At 40.2% G+C, this 17,209-nt stretch carries 17 protein-coding genes; 11 read left to right on the forward strand and 6 right to left on the reverse strand.

Annotated features, from left to right (window positions below; translation table 11 throughout):
* From H5122_RS07070 to pdsR, 3 genes are all read right to left on the reverse strand, one after another.
* The gene (locus tag H5122_RS07070) at positions 1-165 is read right to left on the reverse strand and encodes a hypothetical protein (protein ID WP_182196201.1); all 165 of its coding nucleotides are present in this window, start codon (positions 163-165) and stop codon (positions 1-3) included.
* Between the two features lie 281 nt (positions 166-446).
* On the reverse strand, positions 447-2,585 hold the full coding sequence (gene pdsS, locus H5122_RS07075; RefSeq protein ID WP_182681784.1) for a proteobacterial dedicated sortase system histidine kinase: 2,139 nt from the start codon (positions 2,583-2,585) through the stop codon (positions 447-449).
* Entirely contained in the window at positions 2,585-3,274 is a 690-nt protein-coding gene (gene pdsR / locus H5122_RS07080; protein ID WP_182681785.1) for a proteobacterial dedicated sortase system response regulator, read from the reverse strand. The genes pdsS and pdsR overlap by 1 nt, the downstream gene beginning before the upstream one ends.
* A 204-nt stretch (positions 3,275-3,478) precedes the next feature.
* Here pdsR and pdsO point away from each other — a divergent pair, with 204 nt between their 5' ends.
* From pdsO to H5122_RS07095, 3 genes are read left to right on the forward strand one after another with little or no spacing between them, the layout of a single operon-like run.
* Entirely contained in the window at positions 3,479-4,210 is a 732-nt protein-coding gene (gene pdsO / locus H5122_RS07085) for a sortase-associated OmpA-like protein PdsO (RefSeq protein WP_182681786.1), read from the forward strand.
* Between the two features lie 46 nt (positions 4,211-4,256).
* Positions 4,257-6,287 (forward strand): marine proteobacterial sortase target protein, encoded by a 2,031-nt coding sequence (locus H5122_RS07090; protein WP_182681787.1) that lies wholly within the window; start codon positions 4,257-4,259, stop codon positions 6,285-6,287.
* The gene (locus tag H5122_RS07095; protein ID WP_081824594.1) at positions 6,284-6,889 is read left to right on the forward strand and encodes a class GN sortase; all 606 of its coding nucleotides are present in this window, start codon (positions 6,284-6,286) and stop codon (positions 6,887-6,889) included. Before H5122_RS07090 ends, H5122_RS07095 begins: the two co-directional genes overlap by 4 nt.
* Here the strand turns inward: H5122_RS07095 and H5122_RS07100 are convergent.
* Positions 6,784-7,743 carry a DMT family transporter gene (locus tag H5122_RS07100; RefSeq protein WP_024597327.1) on the reverse strand — a complete coding sequence of 320 codons (960 nt, stop codon included), beginning with the start codon at positions 7,741-7,743 and terminating at the stop codon, positions 6,784-6,786. The two genes, H5122_RS07095 and H5122_RS07100, sit on opposite strands and share 106 nt — an antisense overlap.
* Positions 7,744-7,862: 119 nt before the next feature.
* On the opposite strand from H5122_RS07100, the gene proB reads away from it, so the two are divergent.
* The 5 genes from proB (at position 7,863) to H5122_RS07125 (ending at position 12,445) form a co-directional block, all read left to right on the forward strand.
* Complete coding sequence (proB, locus tag H5122_RS07105) at positions 7,863-8,966, forward strand: glutamate 5-kinase (RefSeq protein WP_182681788.1); 1,104 nt, start codon at positions 7,863-7,865, stop codon at positions 8,964-8,966.
* 101 nt (positions 8,967-9,067) lie between these two features.
* Positions 9,068-10,042, forward strand: coding sequence for a GGDEF domain-containing protein (locus H5122_RS07110; protein ID WP_182681789.1), 975 nt, complete (start codon positions 9,068-9,070; stop codon positions 10,040-10,042).
* Positions 10,043-10,098: 56 nt separating this feature from the next.
* Complete coding sequence (locus H5122_RS07115) at positions 10,099-10,458, forward strand: glutaredoxin domain-containing protein (protein WP_002961611.1); 360 nt, start codon at positions 10,099-10,101, stop codon at positions 10,456-10,458.
* Positions 10,459-10,497: 39 nt separating this feature from the next.
* A complete protein-coding gene (gltX, locus tag H5122_RS07120) occupies positions 10,498-11,982 on the forward strand; it encodes a glutamate--tRNA ligase (protein WP_002961608.1) in 1,485 nt (494 codons plus the stop codon).
* Positions 11,983-12,145: 163 nt separating this feature from the next.
* A complete protein-coding gene (locus H5122_RS07125) occupies positions 12,146-12,445 on the forward strand; it encodes a hypothetical protein (protein ID WP_021032137.1) in 300 nt (99 codons plus the stop codon).
* Positions 12,446-12,461: 16 nt separating this feature from the next.
* On the opposite strand, the gene H5122_RS07130 is transcribed toward H5122_RS07125, so the two are convergent.
* Together H5122_RS07130 and H5122_RS07135 are read right to left on the reverse strand one after the other, a co-directional pair.
* Positions 12,462-12,854, reverse strand: coding sequence for a hypothetical protein (locus H5122_RS07130; RefSeq protein WP_182681790.1), 393 nt, complete (start codon positions 12,852-12,854; stop codon positions 12,462-12,464).
* Between the two features lie 104 nt (positions 12,855-12,958).
* Entirely contained in the window at positions 12,959-13,828 is an 870-nt protein-coding gene (locus tag H5122_RS07135; RefSeq protein WP_175413884.1) for a CPBP family intramembrane glutamic endopeptidase, read from the reverse strand.
* Positions 13,829-13,940: 112 nt separating this feature from the next.
* On the opposite strand from H5122_RS07135, the gene H5122_RS07140 reads away from it, so the two are divergent.
* The 3 genes from H5122_RS07140 to H5122_RS07150 all read left to right on the forward strand — a co-directional run bounded on the left by H5122_RS07140 (position 13,941) and on the right by H5122_RS07150 (position 17,106).
* Positions 13,941-14,642 (forward strand): DUF3581 domain-containing protein, encoded by a 702-nt coding sequence (locus H5122_RS07140; RefSeq protein ID WP_039484969.1) that lies wholly within the window; start codon positions 13,941-13,943, stop codon positions 14,640-14,642.
* Between the two features lie 176 nt (positions 14,643-14,818).
* Positions 14,819-16,066 (forward strand): DEAD/DEAH box helicase, encoded by a 1,248-nt coding sequence (locus H5122_RS07145; protein ID WP_039484965.1) that lies wholly within the window; start codon positions 14,819-14,821, stop codon positions 16,064-16,066.
* A gap of 59 nt (positions 16,067-16,125) precedes the next feature.
* A complete protein-coding gene (locus tag H5122_RS07150; RefSeq protein ID WP_182681791.1) occupies positions 16,126-17,106 on the forward strand; it encodes a sensor domain-containing diguanylate cyclase in 981 nt (326 codons plus the stop codon).
* The last annotated feature ends 103 nt before the right edge of the window (positions 17,107-17,209 follow it).

Genomic DNA, 17,209 nt, shown 5'->3' on the forward strand with positions numbered 1-17,209 from the left:
TTAGACTAAGTAGTGCGATACGCCTTGGTTTTTAGTCGCGTCGTGCTTTCTTAGCTCTTTGTAATTGGTGTTTTTTGGTTTTACCTCTTCAGACTTGGGCTTTTTAGAGGGCCTGTATAAGTCAAAAATAAAGTCTAGTTCTTCACGCTCTAGTGATGGTTTCATGAGTATTCCTTCAATTTAATACTTTAATATGATGTAGGGTATGGTCATTCGACTGAATAAAAAGTGAATAGTTACATTTGTAGTTGTACTAAATTGTAACCGGCAGCTTTTAAGGGATGAGAGGGAGGTATTTGTTAATTTATATGGAGTTAAGGTAAATTAAAGTAGCTTTTTTTAACTAAAAATATACAGCTGAATTTAACTTATTGCGTACTTACTATTTGCATATAATGCTGTGGCTATAAATATAACGGTACAGATATAACGGTACAAATACAGCCCTAACTATTAGCTAACGGCAGTGTTACGGTAAACACGACACCATTACCTTGCTCGTTGTTTTGCGCGGTTACACTGCCTTTATGGTAGTCGCACACCAGCCTTACAATATAAAGCCCTAACCCCAAATGTGGCTGTTGCTGCATTTGCTGGCTACGTACCGACACCATTGAATCAAAAATATGCTCAGTTAATCCTTCGGGTAACGCAGGGCCTGTGTTTCTCACTGTTAATGTTGCTTTATTTTCGCTCTGCTTAAGGCTTACATTAATAGCCGTATTGGCTTTGCTGAACTCCAGCGCGTTATTAATAAGTTTATCAAGCAGCTGAGCTATAAACTCCGGTGCACCTTGCATAGGTAATTTGCTTTGGCATACATCAAGCGTAAATAACTGGTGTGGGTAAGTAAGCTGATAGCCTTGCATGCAGCCATTTATTACTTTTTGTAAATCAAAAGGCTCAGGCTCGTTGCTTTGAATACTTTGCTCAAGGCGAGTAGCTTCACTCATGGTGGTTATTATTTTACCTAAGCGTTCAACGCCTTCACTGGCGCGGTCGAGGTATTTTTGACTCAGCTCGTTTTGTGGCAAGCTTTGTAAGTTTTCGAGTGATGAGCGCACTACGGCAACCGGCGTGCGCAGTTCGTGGGATAACCGCGACGACATATTTTCTAAGTAATCGGTATAGCCACCAAGTCGGCTCACAATGTTTGAAAAACTACGAGACAGGTCGCCAATTTCATCGTTAGCATCGCTGTAATTAATACTGCCGGTAACACGCCCTTGTGCATCAATCGCTTGCTCAGCAGTATCGCGCAGTCGCCTAATTCGGTTTGATATACGTGAGGCAAAAAAGAACAAGGTGACAGTACCAATTAGCATCACAGCTAAAATAACGTTAAACAGTTTTTCGAGTGATTTGTTACGCAGCGTACGTACACCGTTTGTGGTTTCCTCTGCTATTACCGCGCCAATTACTTGGTCTTGAATCCAAATAGGGTAAGCGGCCGATAAAATAACGGCTTTACTGTCGGGTGTTAATCGCCAAGACGATGCTGGTTGTCCTTTTAATGCTTTCGCTAAATGTGTGCCCTGCATAGAGGCTACATCGTGCAGGGTATCTAAAAACTCATTTTCGGGGCGCGTTAATATTTTATAGTAAATTGGGTGTAAGTAATTTTGCTCAAAGCGCTGCCACCAAGTTTCAGGTGTTTTGTTAGCAAGCCCATCAGCCCATACGCCATCTGCATTTTGAATAGTACCCGATTGGGCAAGTACACGATGATGGTTATCAACCACCCAAATGCGGCTACCGCTGTGGCCCATACCTTTTAAAATACGGCTAATTTCTGGGGAAGGGACTAATACCGAGCCTAAATCGTTTGGGTTATTTAAGTTTGAGGTCGACATTATTTTAGGCTCTAGCAATGTCTCTTTACTATCAATGTCAACAATAGCAAAGCCAAGCTTGTTGCCCAGCATGCTAATTGGAAAGCGCAGCTCTACGTTATAACCTGATTCGGTACTTTCAAAATAGCCCTGAATTTTTGTAAAAGGGGCTTTGGTATTTGCATCAAACGCATTAACCCAGCCGTCTTGGCGTGGCGCAATAATGTAAGTATTAAACTGGCCGTTAGGCGTTTTTAGGCCAATTTGTAAATAATCGTTATTGGTAATACTTAAGCTATTTTTAGCGCGATAAATAAGAGTATTGTCGGTGACTTTAAATACGGCGTATAAGTAGTTATCAAATTTTCCCACCATATGATCAAACGATAAGTCACGGGCTTGATGTTTGTTATCTGTTTTTTGTAAGTAGCGTTTATCGTAATGCCAAAATAGCGGTTGATAGCTGTCCCAATCGTTAAGTTTACCGTCGAGCTGAATAGGGTTTTTAAGATTATAAGCGTATAAATCGCGGCCTTTTACTACTTGGTCTAAAAAGTTGGTTTGCTCGTCAAATAATGCGGGGCGCTCATGTAATGCTGTAGCAAGTGCTCGAGTGGTGCCTACGAGAGTTTTTTCTTGGCCTTGGCGTAAAAACTTTTCCATTTCCCATACGTACTCGTAGCCAAGCCACGGTAGCAAAAACAAAAAACATGAAAGTAATATAAATTTACTGCGCAGACCAAATCGTAGCATTAGTGTTGTTCCCACCTGTAGCCCATGCCATACACGGTATCTATGCGATCGAAGGAGCTGTCGAGTGCTATAAACTTTTTACGAATACGTTTTACGTGTGAAGTAATGGTGCTGTCGTCTACATAAATTTTTGCATCGCTCATTAATTCGTTACGGCTTTTAACATGGCCTGGTCGCTGGGCGAGTGAATGCAGCATCCAAAATTCGGTTACGGTTAAATCAACTAATTGTTGCTGCCAAAATACCTGCATACGTTGCGTGTCGAGCGTTAACTGCCCGCGTGTTATGAGGGCGTTTGCATCAGCGGGTTGTTCAAGTGCTTCCATTCGGCGAAACAGCGCCCCAATACGTGCAGCCAAGTGAGCCAAGCTAATGTCTTTTGTTAGGTAGTCGTCGGCGCCCATGCGCAGGCCGCATACGGTATCTATTTCGCTATCGCGGGCGGTTAAAAAAATAATAGGCAGCGTTTTAGAAAGCGATCGCAATGTTTGGCACAGTAAAAAACCACCATCTATTTCATGGCCTAGGCCAATATCAACAATGGCTAAATCGGGCAGGGCATTTTTAAATTCAGCTTCTGCGCTGGCGCGATTTTCAAAGCCACTGACTTGGTAGCCCTGTGCGCTCAGCATTTCTATGTAGTTTTCGCGGATTGCGGGTTCATCTTCAACGATGGCTATTTTTTTCATCTTAATCATTATCCTATCGGCTCTGCTGTGCACTATATCGAAGTTTTTAAGCTAAGTACGCTTAAAAAGGCAATTGCCATTTTTTTGCCACAATTGCTCAGCAGTTTGCCATTTTTGATCCCCTTTGTTGCCACTTGAGCTTGTTTTAATAGGTCCATCAAAACAAAACATCACAAATTAAAAAGTAAGTTTAAGGATCAAATCATGAAGAAGACATTAATTGCATTAACACTCGTTGCTAGTTTTTGTACTCCAGCAATTGCCTCAACATCTAACACGCCATCAAAAGAAGCCCATAAAGAAACGGCTATTGGTTTAGGTGCAGGCGCTATTATTGGCGGCGTAGTAGGCGGGCCAATTGGTGCGTTTATTGGGGCATTTGCCGGTGGTTTAATAGGTGATTCAAAAGTAGCTGATAACAAAATTGCAGAGCAAGAGCGTGCAATTACGGTTATGAAAGAAAAAACCAGCGATTACCAACACGTGCTTAACCACAACAATATGTTAGAGCAGCAGTTAGAAGTACTTGCCAATCAAAATGAGCAGTTAACTCAAGTTCAAATTAATAACTTATTGGCGATGACGGTGCAATTTAAAACAGGTTCAAGTGTTATTGCCCCGCATTTTGCACTGCAGTTAGACCAACTGGTTAACTTGTTAAACAACCAACCACAACTCGCACTTGATTTAAGTGGCTTTGCCGATCAACGCGGCGATGAGCAAGCCAACCTTTTACTTTCTAAAGCGCGTGTAAATGCCGTGCAAAGCTATTTAATAAAACACGGTGTGAGCCACAAACGCTTAAGTACGCAGGCATTTGGCGAGCAGCAAACATTGGCTAACAGCGACACGGTGGAAGATAACTTTTTTGATAGACGCGTAACGCTTACCACTCGCTCAATGAGCCCAGCAAATGGCCAAACGGCGAGTAACTAAATCTAACTGAATCTAAGTAAAGCAAAGCGTTCGATGGAGTGATTTTATGTTGAGTAAACCGACCAAAATGCTTACTAAAGTAAGCATTTTTATATTCATAGCGATTGTGCTGTTAGCGAGCTTCAAAAGCCATGCGCAATCACCCAAGTTAGAGCTTTTTGATAGCAATGGTGCGCCAGCAGGCCCAGCAATAATATTAAAAAGCGACGCCAATATGACCTTAACTGGCCTAATTAATCATGTTGTAGTTACGCAAACCTATCAAAACGAAAACCCGTTTGCAGTCAACGCGCGCTACGTTTTTCCATTGCCTGATGAAAGCGCCGTACATGCCATGACGATGCGTATAGGTGAGCGAGTCATTAAAGGCCAAATTGATAAAAAAGTGGAAGCCGAAAAAAAATACGAGGAGGCTAAAAAAGCAGGCAAGCAAGCGGCCCTAGTACGCCAACAACGTGCGAATATGTTTATTACGAATGTGGCTAATATTGGCCCCGGTGAGCAAGTGATTATTGAGCTTGAGTATCAAGAAATAATTGACTACAGCAGCGGTACATTCGCTATTAGATTTCCTACTACCATTACACCGCGTTATCACGCGATTAGTGGTGAGGTTGAGGTGAGTACTCAAAATCAAGCGCATGTTAATCCGCTCCCAACGGGATGGTTAAGCCCTGTTTACAGCATTCAAAACATCACTCAAAATAGTACTCAAACTGATAACGTACCAAGTAGCCAATTTAGCTTAAACATTGATATAGACGTAGGCTTAGAGCTGGTGGATATCAATTCTAAATTTCACAATGTTGATGTACAAAACACAGCATTTGGGCAATATAAAATAGCGTTAAATGAGACAAATGCAGTTAATCGCGACTTTGTACTTGAGTTTAAACCTCTGCAAAAAGAGCAAGCTCAAGCTGCATTTTTTACTCAGCAGTTTGAAAATGGTGACCGATACGGACTTGCTATGCTAATGCCACCAGGGGATCACTTTACACAAACACAGCGCTTACCTCGTGAAATGGTATTTGTCGTTGATACGTCAGGCTCTATGCACGGGCAATCTATGGAGCAAGCTAAAAAAGCCTTGTTTTATGCGCTGTCATTACTCGATAGCGACGACAGCTTTAACATTATTGGTTTTGACAACATAGTAACTCCAATGAGCGATGAGCCACTTATAGCCAGTGACTTTAATTTACGCCGTGCAGAGCGATTTATTTATAGCCTAGAAGCCGACGGCGGCACTGAAATACAAGGTGCGCTTAATGCCGTACTTGATGGCAGCGAGTTTGATGGTTTTGTACGCCAAGTTGTATTTTTAACTGATGGCAGCGTAAGCAACGAAGATGCATTATTTAAAAATATTCAAAGTAAGTTAGGCGATAGCCGCTTATACACAGTGGGTATTGGCAGCGCACCGAATAGCTTTTTTATGCGCCGAGCGGCAGATATAGGTAAAGGCTCATTTACGTTTATAGGCAGCACAAGCGAGGTGCAACCTAAAATGCAGCAGTTGTTTGATAAGCTTGCACATCCGGCTATTACTAATTTGGCGCTAAGCGATGAAAGCGGTAAAAGCTTAGATTTTTGGCCATCACCACTACCTGATTTATATTTTGGCGAGCCTATCATGGTCGCTATAAAACTTAATAATGCTAAAAATTTGGTACTTGCTGGGCAAACAGCACAAGGTCCTTCAAGTATTAAATTAAGCACCCAAAACAGCTCAAACGCTCAAGGTATTGCAAAACTATGGGCGCGCCAAAAAATCAAGTCATTACTTTTATACAACGAGCAAAGTGTAGTTAAAGATGAAGTACAGGAGCTTGCGCTTACTCATCAATTACTTAGCCCGTTTACTGCTTTTATAGCGATTGAACAAACTCAAATAAAAGAAGTGGCAGAGCAAACGGCGCAAGCTACTAATGCAGTACCACAAGGTATGGCAATGCGTTTACCGCAAACCGATGGGCAAAGCAGGTTACATATATTACTAGGCTGTATTTTATTATTGGGATTTGGCGCCCTTAAAATAAATAGAGGGCTTAAATTAAGCAGGGCACGTAAATGAAAAAGTGGCTAAGCGTGGGTTTACTAATCGCTGGGCTTGGATTATTTGGTCACGGCGCTTATATGCAGGCAAAAGCGTGGCTTGCTCAGGTATTAATTGAGCAAGCATGGCAAGAGGCACTTAAATCACCCGGCACTAAAGTAAAACCGTGGTATTACGCCGACAGCTACGTGACTGCAAAGCTCGATTGGCCAAGCCATAATAAAACATTAAGTGTATTGGCTGGAGCGAGTGGTCGTAACTTAGCGTTTGCGCCTAGCCAATTTTTACCTGCAGGGGAGCTTGGCGGAAAAGAGTTTGGAAACGAAAAGGGCGCGCTAATAGCCGGGCATAACGACACCCACTTTGCATTTTTACAAAACGCCAAAGTGGGAGAGGCGTTTACTTTGCAACTGCAAAGTGGGGTGATACAAAATTATAAAGTAACGGGGATTGAGGTTATTCATCAATCCCAAAACTCATTTTTACAAACACCTGGGCTGTATTTGCTTACCTGTTACCCTTTTGATTCGCTTGCCTCGGGTACTGATTTAAGATTGCTTGTATCTGCGCAAATGTCTTCGCCTGATTCACTAAGCGGTATATCAACCACGAGTTCTTGATGGCGCTGGCTTACCATTACGCCAATAAATACCACAAATATGCTCAGCCATTGCCAAACGTTGAGCACTTCGCCCAAAATAATAGCTGACAAAATAAGTGTAAAAATAGGAATTAAATTAGAGTACGCAGCAGCGGTTAATACCGATACCTTGCTAATTGCATAGTTGTACATGCCATACCCGCCAAGGGTTACACACGAGCCTAAATACAAAATGCTCATAAGCGCGGTTAAGTCGTGTTGGTTTTCGCTTGGTAGGTCGATAAAAAACAAAAACGGCGCAAAAAACAAGCTGCCGCTAATACCTTGCAACGCAATTAAAGTCAGGGGCGAGTAGCGATTAGCTAAATGTTTAATACTTACGGTATAAAATGCAGCGCACACCATAGCCATAAGCTCTAAAAAGTTACCTAGTAACGGATTAGGTGCTTGGTCGGTACTTGGTGAAAGAAGCGTAAGTAAAATACTGCCACCTATACACAGCGTAAAACCGACAACAATGGCTTTGCTTATATGCTCTTTAAGTAATACAAAGGCAAGCAACGCAATAATAATAGGTAAGCAAGAGACAATAACACCGGCCTGCGAGGCTGATGTGTATTCCATTGCATGGCCTTCAAATAAAAAGTATAAGCAAGGCTCAGCAAGCGACATACCCACTAAATACTTCCAGTCACCTTTTAAGTACTCAAACCGAATAACGTAGCGCCATAAACAAAGCGACAAAACTAACGTGGTGAGCATGCGTAAAAATATCACCAATGCAGGGTCGTAAATAGCAATGGCGTATTTGAGCGCAATAAAAGAGCTGCCCCATAAAAAGGTGGCAATAATTAAACATAAACTGGCAGGCATAGAGAGTAATTTACTTAATTTGATAAAATCAGATCCTAGCATGAAAATTTTTAACTTGTTCAAAAATACCGAGCTGGTATAAATTAATTCATCTTTAATTAATCAATAGTAAAAAGCACATGCAAAGGGAACAGGTAATAGTTGTAAAGCTTGGTACAAGCGTACTAACTGGCGGCACCGATAAGCTAGACAAAGCACATATGGTTGAATTAGTACGCCAATGCTGCGAGCTTAAAAAGCAAGGCCACCAGGTTATTTTAGTATCGAGCGGCGCGGTAGCTGCTGGGCGCGAACAACTATTAAAACCCTGTGGCAGAAGCTTAATTGATAAACAAATGCTTGCTGCAATTGGACAAGGTCAACTTATTCATATTTGGCAGAGCTTGTTTGCTTTATATGGGGTAAATGTAGGGCAAATGCTGCTTACTCGCGCTGATGTAGACGACAGAGAGCGCTACCTTAATGCCCGCGATACACTCAATGCGTTATTAAATTACGATGTTGTGCCCATCATTAACGAAAATGACGCAGTCGCTACCAGTGAAATAAAAGTAGGCGACAACGATAATTTATCGGCACTTGTAGCTATTTTGGCTAATGCTAATAAATTATTGCTACTTACCGATCAAGAAGGGTTATTTACCAGCGATCCTCGTACCAATGCCGATGCTACCCTCATTGGTGAAGTAACACATATAAACGATGAGCTGCGCCAACTTGCTGGTGGCAGTGGTACAAACTTAGGTACTGGCGGCATGGCAACCAAATTACAAGCAGCTGACATCGCAAGGCGTGCAGGCGTTGAAGTTATTATTGCTAAAGGCGCAGGTAAAAACGTTATTTTAAAATGCATGAGTGACGAGTTACCTGGTACACGCTTTTTAAAACTCACCGCCCCAAAAGATGGCCGTAAAAAATGGCTACTAGCGGGGCCTAAAAGCACCGGCCAAATTGTTATAGATACAGGTGCTATTAGTGCCCTTCAAAATAAAGGTGCAAGCTTACTTGCTAAAGGCGTTACTAATGCATTTGGACGTTTTGAAAGAGGCGATTTAATTGATTTAATAGATACTAAAAATCAAGTAATTGCGCGTGGCTTAACGCGTTTTAGCAGTACCGAGGTAAATAAAATTAAAGGCGCACACTCAAATCAAATAGGTGAGTTACTTGAATACGATAGTGGTGCAGAAGTATTGCATCGCGACGACTTAGTATTACTTTAATACCTATTCTAAAGGATTAGTTAATAAGTATTACCTCATAACTTAGTAAATTCATGAGTATTGTCTAGACTAATAAAAGTTTAATTAGTTTAGGCAGTGTAATGAAGGCAAATAAGTGTGGGCACGAATGGATTATTAAGCTTACCCAGCAAGAGGAAGAAAGTGATTTAGATAGCGCATTAATACAAATAATTGGCGACTTGCTCGAAGTTGATAATTTTGCCATTTACGTCAATAAAAATTTTTCAGCCCCCATACCCCCTACTCTTATTAATCCAAATAGTAATTTAGAGCAATTAAGCCCAGATGAAACATCATTGTTATTACAAAAGGTCACTCAAAATAAAATTAGGGTGAGCTATGCCTTTAGTAGCACAACAAGTTACGTGCCTATTTATCATTTTGGAAAAGTAGTCGGCACTTTATTAATAGAAACCGAGCAAGAATTACCAGAACGAACAACTATGTTAGCTGTACATATTTTAAATATTTATGCTAATCAGCTTGGGCTATTATATAAGTCGCGGTTAGATCCACTTACAGAGCTTTTAAATAGGCAAACATTTGATAAAAAGGTAATTGAGATTATATCGGGTAACGGTTTTTTGTTACCAAGAAATGATAACAATAAAAAGCGACGTTGGTATTTAGCTATTGCCGATATCGACAACTTTAAAAATATTAATGATAACTACGGGCATGTAATTGGCGATGAGGTTATTTTACTTGTTGCACGGCTACTAAAAAATAATTTTAGAATAGAAGACTATGTATTTAGGTATGGTGGTGAAGAATTTGCAATGTTATTTCAAGCAAAAACAGAGGCTGATGCACATGTTGCACTTAACCGGTTACGCCTTAATGTTGCCCAATACCCTTTTCCACAAATTGGCCAATTAACCATTAGCATTGGTTTTTTAGAGTTAGTGAGTATTGATACTGTATCGAGTATTGTAAATCAGGCTGATTTAGCGCTTTACTACTCTAAGAATACTGGCCGTAATAGAGTTACCTCCTACAGTGAATTAGAAGTTAATAACGAACCAAAGATAGATAACAGTATTGAGCTTTTTTGATTGTAAATTTGTGCTAAAATCTGGCTCCTTAAATTGTTGTAAGCAGAGCACAGAACATGAAATTAGTTCGTTGGTTTTTAGGTTGTATAATCTTATTCTTTAATTTTGTATTTACTCCTCGCAGTAAAAAGCGTGCAAGCGACGAGCAAGCACAGCTTGATCAGCAAACCTCACAATTTAAACTGTACCAATTTAAAGCATGCCCGTTTTGTGTAAAAGTACGCCGCGCTATTAAGCGCGAAGGCTTAAACATAGAAACGCGTGATGCAAAAAATAATGAGCAATATCGTCAAGAGCTTCTTGAGCAAGGCGGCAAAGTTAAAGTGCCTTGCCTGCGTATAGAGAAAAATGGCCAAGTACAATGGCTGTATGAATCAAACGATATTATTGCTTACTTAAACAAAGTAGCTGCATAAACCACTTTTATTATCTCACTTATTTAAAGAGAATTTACCATGACAATTCGCACCCGTGTTGCCCCGTCGCCAACTGGTGACCCGCATCTTGGCACCGCTTATATCGCCTTATTTAACTACTGTTTTGCTAAACAACAAGGCGGTGAATTTGTACTTCGTATAGAAGATACAGACCAAGTACGTAGCACGCCAGAGTCTGAACTTGCGATTATGGATAGCTTACGCTGGTTAGGGCTTGAGTGGGATCATGGTCCTGATGTGGGTGGCGAATTTGGTCCTTACCGTCAATCTGAGCGTAGCGATTTATATAAAAAATACGCGCATCAGTTAGTTGACGATGGTAAAGCGTTTTACTGCTTTGCAACAAGCGAAGAGCTTGATCAAATGCGTGAAGAGCAAATGGCAGAAGGCTTGCGCCCTAAATACGACGGTCGTGGTTTAAACCATACAGATGAAGAAATTAAAGCAAACTTAGCGGCAGGCAAACCTTACGTTATACGTATGAAAATTCCAAGCGAAGGCACATTTAAGTTTAACGACTACCTACGAGATGAAATTGAGATCCCGTGGGAAAACGTAGACATGCAAGTGCTTTTAAAAGCAGATGGTTTCCCAACGTACTTTTTAGCGAACGTAGTTGATGACCACCATATGCAAATTAGTCATATTTTCCGTGGCGAAGAGTGGATTAACTCAGCACCTAAGTTATTAAAACTTTACGAAGATTTTGGTTGGGAAGCGCCGGTACTTGGTCATTTACCATTACTACGTAACCCAGATAAATCAAAGCTATCTAAGCGTAAAAACCCAACATCTATTAATTACTATAAAGAAATGGGTTACCTGCCAGAAGCCGTGCTTAACTATTTAGGTCGTATGGGTTGGTCAATGCCAGATGAGCGTGAAAAGTTCACACTTAATGAAATGATTGAAAACTTTGACATGAAGCGCGTATCGCTTGGTGGTCCAGTATTCGACGTAGATAAATTAAGCTGGTTAAACGGCATGTGGATCCGCGAAAACCTAACCGACGAGCAGTTAATTCAGCGCTTTGTTGATTGGAAGTTTAACGGTGAAATGTTAGCTAAAGTATTACCTGAGGCTAAAACGCGTATTAATACCCTTTCGGATATGGTTGAGCTGGCAGGGCACTTTGTAGGTGGTATTCCAACTTACGATCCTGCGCTATTAACTGCTGGTAAAGCAGACGAAAACGTAATACGCCAAGCACTACAATTTTTTGTATGGCAGCTAGAAGGCTTACGTAGCTTTGATAAGCCCGCTATTTTTGCAATTGCAAAAGAAGTGGCTACATTCCACGAGCTTAAAATTAAAGACTTTTTAGAGCCAATTTTTGTCGCAATTACAGGCAAAACATCAAGTACGTCGGTGCTTGATGCAATGGAAATATTAGGCTCTGACTTATCACGTGCTCGTTTACGTGTAGCACTTGCTCATTTAGGTATTTCTAAAAAGCAGGCTAAAAATATAGAGCGTGCGTACCGCGAATACCCAAGTGCATAATTACTAAACAATGTACTTTTAAAAGCCGAGCTTAGTAAAATAAGTTCGGCTTTTTTGTTTCAGGCTGTTTAGCTATATGACATCGTATTTTGATATTGTTTAGCCTAAGCATTCATAATTTACTAAATGCTACAATGCGGCATATAAACTCATAGGAGTCAGTATGATTGCAACCGTTAAAAACAAAGCTATTTTTAGCAGTAATACATTTTCGATAAACCTTGTTACTTACCCAACTAATCACAGCGTAATGAACCATATTGACCCTGTACAGCAAGGGCGCTATTACAAGCTCAACTTTGTATTAGAAAAACCTAAAGCGGGTGGGGTATTTAAATGCTCAAAATGCATTATAAATTTATTTAATCGCGTGTATTTATTCAGACCCGATAAGTACGAACACAGCGTATCTAAAATCGAGTCTGGAAAGCGCGTACTACTTAGCTTTGCGCTTAATATATAATTTGCACTTTTACTTATTAATAGTCGTAGGCCTGTCCGGTGCATAAAACAGATAGGTCGCAATACGATACGGACGTTTCACTACAAGAATTAATAGTAAAAGCATTTCCGCCTCTGCGCATAGCATCAGCTTTAAGTAAATCAATCGCGTTTGATTTAGAGCGATTGTAACTTACATTATTGCTGCCCATGCCGTCGCCATCACAGCTTTCACCTTCTATTCGGCCTAAAAGTGTTGCGCCACTTTCGTGTGCTTCTTGGTCGCTATAAAATTGCTGTAAATCTCTTTTATTAACGTGGGTGCCAATTTCTTGAGATAAAACACCGTTGTCTATATCTGTATGATAAGTCATGCCTGAACAACCAGTTATTGTGGCCAGCACTGTTATTGCCATTATAAAACGTAGCATATTTATTAGTCCCTTAATTTATTATTTGAAATAGTAAATTACTAACAAAATTAAATGCGGGCAATGTTTACTACTAAGTAAATTGTTAGCATTTGTAAATGTATTTAGATTTTACTGAGCATAGGGTAAGTAAACAAAAAGAAGTGGCAAACATTAACTAACCAATGGCATAAAATAGCCCACGCTAAGCGCTGCGTTTTATAAAAAATATAGCCATATCCTAAGCCTGCAATAAATGAAACCAATACATAGTTAAATCCTCCAGCAATATGCGCCAAAGCAAACACTGCAGCTGTCATTATTGGGGCAAGTAGCGCTAGGCGAGTAGATGTGATTATTTGGCTAAGTTTGGTTTGTAATAAACCTCTAAACAAAGCTTCCTCAGCTACACAGGTAAATAAAAGATTAATAGCAATAAAGGCTAACCAAAAGTTGGGCACTTTTGGGTTAAAGCTTACAAGTCCAAGTGTTAAAGCCGCAGTGAGCGAAGCTAAAACAGTAGCAATAATTATAAAAATAGGTTGTTTAACGTTTAATGGGCCTGCTTTATTAGAGTCTGCTTTTAAAGCTTTTTTATTCGAATAAAAGTAAGCACAAAGGAATAACCCAGCCATAGCTTTATCAAAATTAGCATAAAGGGTAAAAGCAATCGCATCGCTTGTAATACGCTCATCTATAACAATAGGGAGGTTATTAAAACCAGGCACCCAATGAAGTGCTAATGCCAGTGAGGAAATTATAAAAACAGTACTTAAAATAGCGCGTATTATTGCCCACTTTGCATTTAGCACACAGTAGTATAAAACAACGTAAAGCCCAGTGCTGAGCAGAGCATACAAATTTACATAACCTTGAAAATACCCACTTACTACACTTAAAGCCATTAAGTAGTGCCAAAGGGGTTGCCGCATTATTGATATTTTGCAGTACGGAAAAACACATATAATTGATAGTGCTAATAAATAAAAGGTCATTGTTTTTTATTACTCTGTTTTATTTAGCCATTAATCTAACAGATTCGACCTCTCAATATTTTTTTTCTGGTAATATAGATAGGTTATAAGCAGTTTAAGCAGTGAACAAACTATGTTAAGTCCTTTTTTTCAGCAGCATGCTGATTATGTTTCTATCTCTCGTGAGCAGGGTTGTCGCTTCGCTAAATGCGTTGCTGACGATTACAATCCACTTCATGACAAAGATGCCAAAAAGTTTTGCGCGCCAGGAGACTTACTTTTTTCATTGGTACTAGACCGCTACGGTATTAGTGAACAAATGGAATTTACTTTTGCCGGTATGGTTGATGAAAACACCAAACTACATTTCCCTGAGGGAGCAGATGAGTTTGATGTTACCAATGGCGAAAAAGTAATTTTAAAGGTAAAGCGCAGCGGTAAAACCAGCCAATGCCCAGCACTAACTAATAGTCTAATAAAAAATTATGTTGAGTTTTCTGGTACTACCTTTCCGCATGTAATTATCCCATTAATGGGCAAGCAAGAGGTAATGATAAACCCTGCTCGTCCGATGGTAATTTACGAATCAATGCTTATTAATCTTGATAACCTTGATATAACAGCGCCAGTACTTGAATTTGCAGAGCCAAGCTTTGAGTACGCCGGTAAGCGCGGAAAAATTACACTACGTTTCAACCTGTTAGAAAACGGCGTTAAAGTGGGTTGTGGTGAAAAGCACATGGTGGTTTCGGGTATTCGCGAATACTGCCAAGCAACAGTTGACGATTTAATAGCGTTTTACAACGAACGTAAAGCGACACTAAAGCCAGCTTAAAGCTACAGCAAATTAAAAAAGGCGCTAAATACAACAGTTATTTAGCGCCTTTTTTATTGTTTTAGCGCTAAAGCGAAAGAGAGCAATCACGATTAAATACTTTTCTGGACTGGTTAATTTACGCAGTACAGTAATATGCGTACAATAGCGCTCTTTGTTATTTTAAAGCTAAGCCTATGTCTGCCACTACGTTCTCATCACTTAATCTCGACCCGTTATTATTAACAGCGATTGAGCAAAATAATTACACTCAGCCTACCGCAATTCAGATTAAAACTATTCCGCCTATTTTAGCCGGAAGTGATGTAATGGGCAGCGCGCAAACAGGTACGGGTAAAACCGCCGCCTTTGTTTTACCTCTATTACATAAGCTTTTAAATACCCCTAAAAAAGATGAGCAAGGCCTTGCCCGCGTTGTAATTTTAACGCCAACACGAGAGCTTGCTCAGCAAGTATTTGCCAGCTTTGAAAAGTACGCACAAGGTACTAACATCAATGGTGCTTTAGCCTATGGTGGTGCAAGTATTGGCCCTCAAATAAAAGCACTTAAAACAGCACAAGTTATAGTGGCCACACCAGGGCGTTTGCTTGATCATATAGTTAAAGGCAGTGTGGTACTTTCAAGCGTAGACTCTTTAGTGTTTGACGAAGCCGACCGCATGCTTGATATGGGCTTTATTGATGAAATTAGACGTATATTGCGACATATCCCGGGCGATCGCCAAACTTTACTATTTTCAGCTACGTTTGATGACAGCGTGTTTGAACTCAGTAAAAAACTACTTAAAAACCCTGAGCTAATTGAAGTTGATAAACGTAACTCAGCTGCGGTTGAAGTAGAGCAAGTTATTTACGCTGTAGATGAAGACCGTAAGCGCGAACTTGTATCGCACATGATTGGCATGAAAAACTGGCGCCAAGTGCTTATTTTTACTCGCACAAAACAAATGGCCGATCAGCTTGCTAAAGAAATGTGTAAAGATGGGTTAAAAACCGAATCAATCCATGGCGATAAATCGCAAGGCGCACGTGACCGTGCATTGCAAAACTTTAAAGAGGGTATTACACGCGTACTTGTTGCAACCGATGTCGCTGCGCGTGGTTTAGATATTTCTACACTTAGATACGTAATTAATTTTGAACTGCCGTACATTGCCGAGGATTATGTGCACCGTATTGGCCGTACTGGTCGCGCTGGTGAACAAGGGCTTGCTATGTCATTGGTAAGTCTTGATGAGCAATGGCTGCTAGAAGAAATTGAAGTATTACTCGATACGCGTTTAACGCCGCAGTGGTTAGAAGGTTACGAGCCTGACTTAAATAAAAAGCCCAAAGATAATCGTAAAAATACGAATAAATCTCGAAAAGATCGCGATAAAAAACGCATTACGGGTAAAAGAGAGCCAAGTAGACGTCGTAAATAATAGCTTTTACTTTACTTTTTTGCCTATACTGGAGCTATTAAATAGCCGAGGTAAAGTTAATGTTTGAAACTGATAAATGGGCATTCTCTGGTGTTGATGGCCAAATATCTTTGCATAAATGGCAAAAAACAATGGACCTTATCACGGGGCTTTTTTCAGCCCCGTCTGGTTATATAGTTCAGGCAACAAGCAAAGGTTATCGCGTTGTTATTAGAAATAACGAAGGTGGCTCAAGCTTTGAAACCAACCCGATACTTCCCCCTCAAACACCTCTTTTTTGTCGGCACGTCGCTGAAACTAATAATATTTTATATGTTAATGATGCAAGCAATAACGATGCATGGAACACACTGCCAGAAGTAGTTGAGGATGGTGTTGAATCGTACTTAGGTTTACCTATTCATTGGCCTGAAGGCGAAGTATTTGGCACGCTATGCTTAAAAGACACTAAAATAACTAGCTATACCGATGAATACTTTGAGCTCATAGAGCAACTACGCGATTTAATTGAAGACGACCTAGCGCTTGTGTATAGCTATGAGCAAATGCGCGAAATAGCCATGTTAGACTCATTAACGAGTATTTATAATCGCCGAGCACTTAACTTACTAGCTCAGCAAAAGCTTAATTTAGCACTGCGTTTGGGCTTCGACGTATGTTGCTTGTTTATTGATATAAACGACTTTAAAAAATTAAACGACACCTGCGGACATGAAGTGGGCGACAAAGCCTTAATTATATTGGCAGATACGCTAAAAAAACATTTAAGAGATGCCGATATAGTAGGGCGTTTAGGTGGTGATGAGTTTGTTGCAGTAATGCAATTAAGCGATAAAAGTAAAATTAGCTACATCATAGATAAAATATCCTCTGAGTATTCAAAAGCTTTACTCAAAGAAGACGTTTGCGATTTATCGCTCAGCATAGGTTATAGTTTTACTAATAAACAAAAGCAGCCATTTGAAGCGCTATTAAATGATGCAGACCACGCAATGTATAAAAATAAACAAGCGTATAGACTCGCTAAAAAAGCACAATAATAAAAGTAAGTTCGTCATGACTCATGCCACAAAAACTTGGCTAGTTTTTTCTGCGATAGGTTTTATTTTAGGTGTTATGTGCTCCTCTATGGGGTTTGCCTTA

It is taken from the genome of Pseudoalteromonas sp. SG43-8 (assembly GCF_014164245.1).
In the GTDB taxonomy this organism is placed as follows: Bacteria; Pseudomonadota; Gammaproteobacteria; order Enterobacterales; family Alteromonadaceae; genus Pseudoalteromonas; species Pseudoalteromonas distincta.

Bases quoted from the DNA above. Each gene is read 5' to 3' on its own strand.
- H5122_RS07070 (WP_182196201.1), bottom strand. From the start codon at position 165: ATGAAACCATCACTAGAGCGTGAAGAACTAGACTTTATTTTTGACTTA.
- pdsS (WP_182681784.1), bottom strand. From the start codon at position 2,585: ATGCTACGATTTGGTCTGCGCAGTAAATTTATATTACTTTCATGTTTT.
- pdsR (WP_182681785.1), bottom strand. From the start codon at position 3,274: ATGAAAAAAATAGCCATCGTTGAAGATGAACCCGCAATCCGCGAAAAC.
- pdsO (WP_182681786.1), top strand. From the start codon at position 3,479: ATGAAGAAGACATTAATTGCATTAACACTCGTTGCTAGTTTTTGTACT.
- H5122_RS07090 (WP_182681787.1), top strand. From the start codon at position 4,257: ATGTTGAGTAAACCGACCAAAATGCTTACTAAAGTAAGCATTTTTATA.
- H5122_RS07095 (WP_081824594.1), top strand. From the start codon at position 6,284: ATGAAAAAGTGGCTAAGCGTGGGTTTACTAATCGCTGGGCTTGGATTA.
- H5122_RS07100 (WP_024597327.1), bottom strand. From the start codon at position 7,743: ATGCCTGCCAGTTTATGTTTAATTATTGCCACCTTTTTATGGGGCAGC.
- proB (WP_182681788.1), top strand. From the start codon at position 7,863: ATGCAAAGGGAACAGGTAATAGTTGTAAAGCTTGGTACAAGCGTACTA.
- H5122_RS07110 (WP_182681789.1), top strand. From the start codon at position 9,068: ATGAAGGCAAATAAGTGTGGGCACGAATGGATTATTAAGCTTACCCAG.
- H5122_RS07115 (WP_002961611.1), top strand. From the start codon at position 10,099: ATGAAATTAGTTCGTTGGTTTTTAGGTTGTATAATCTTATTCTTTAAT.
- gltX (WP_002961608.1), top strand. From the start codon at position 10,498: ATGACAATTCGCACCCGTGTTGCCCCGTCGCCAACTGGTGACCCGCAT.
- H5122_RS07125 (WP_021032137.1), top strand. From the start codon at position 12,146: ATGATTGCAACCGTTAAAAACAAAGCTATTTTTAGCAGTAATACATTT.
- H5122_RS07130 (WP_182681790.1), bottom strand. From the start codon at position 12,854: ATGCTACGTTTTATAATGGCAATAACAGTGCTGGCCACAATAACTGGT.
- H5122_RS07135 (WP_175413884.1), bottom strand. From the start codon at position 13,828: ATGACCTTTTATTTATTAGCACTATCAATTATATGTGTTTTTCCGTAC.
- H5122_RS07140 (WP_039484969.1), top strand. From the start codon at position 13,941: ATGTTAAGTCCTTTTTTTCAGCAGCATGCTGATTATGTTTCTATCTCT.
- H5122_RS07145 (WP_039484965.1), top strand. From the start codon at position 14,819: ATGTCTGCCACTACGTTCTCATCACTTAATCTCGACCCGTTATTATTA.
- H5122_RS07150 (WP_182681791.1), top strand. From the start codon at position 16,126: ATGTTTGAAACTGATAAATGGGCATTCTCTGGTGTTGATGGCCAAATA.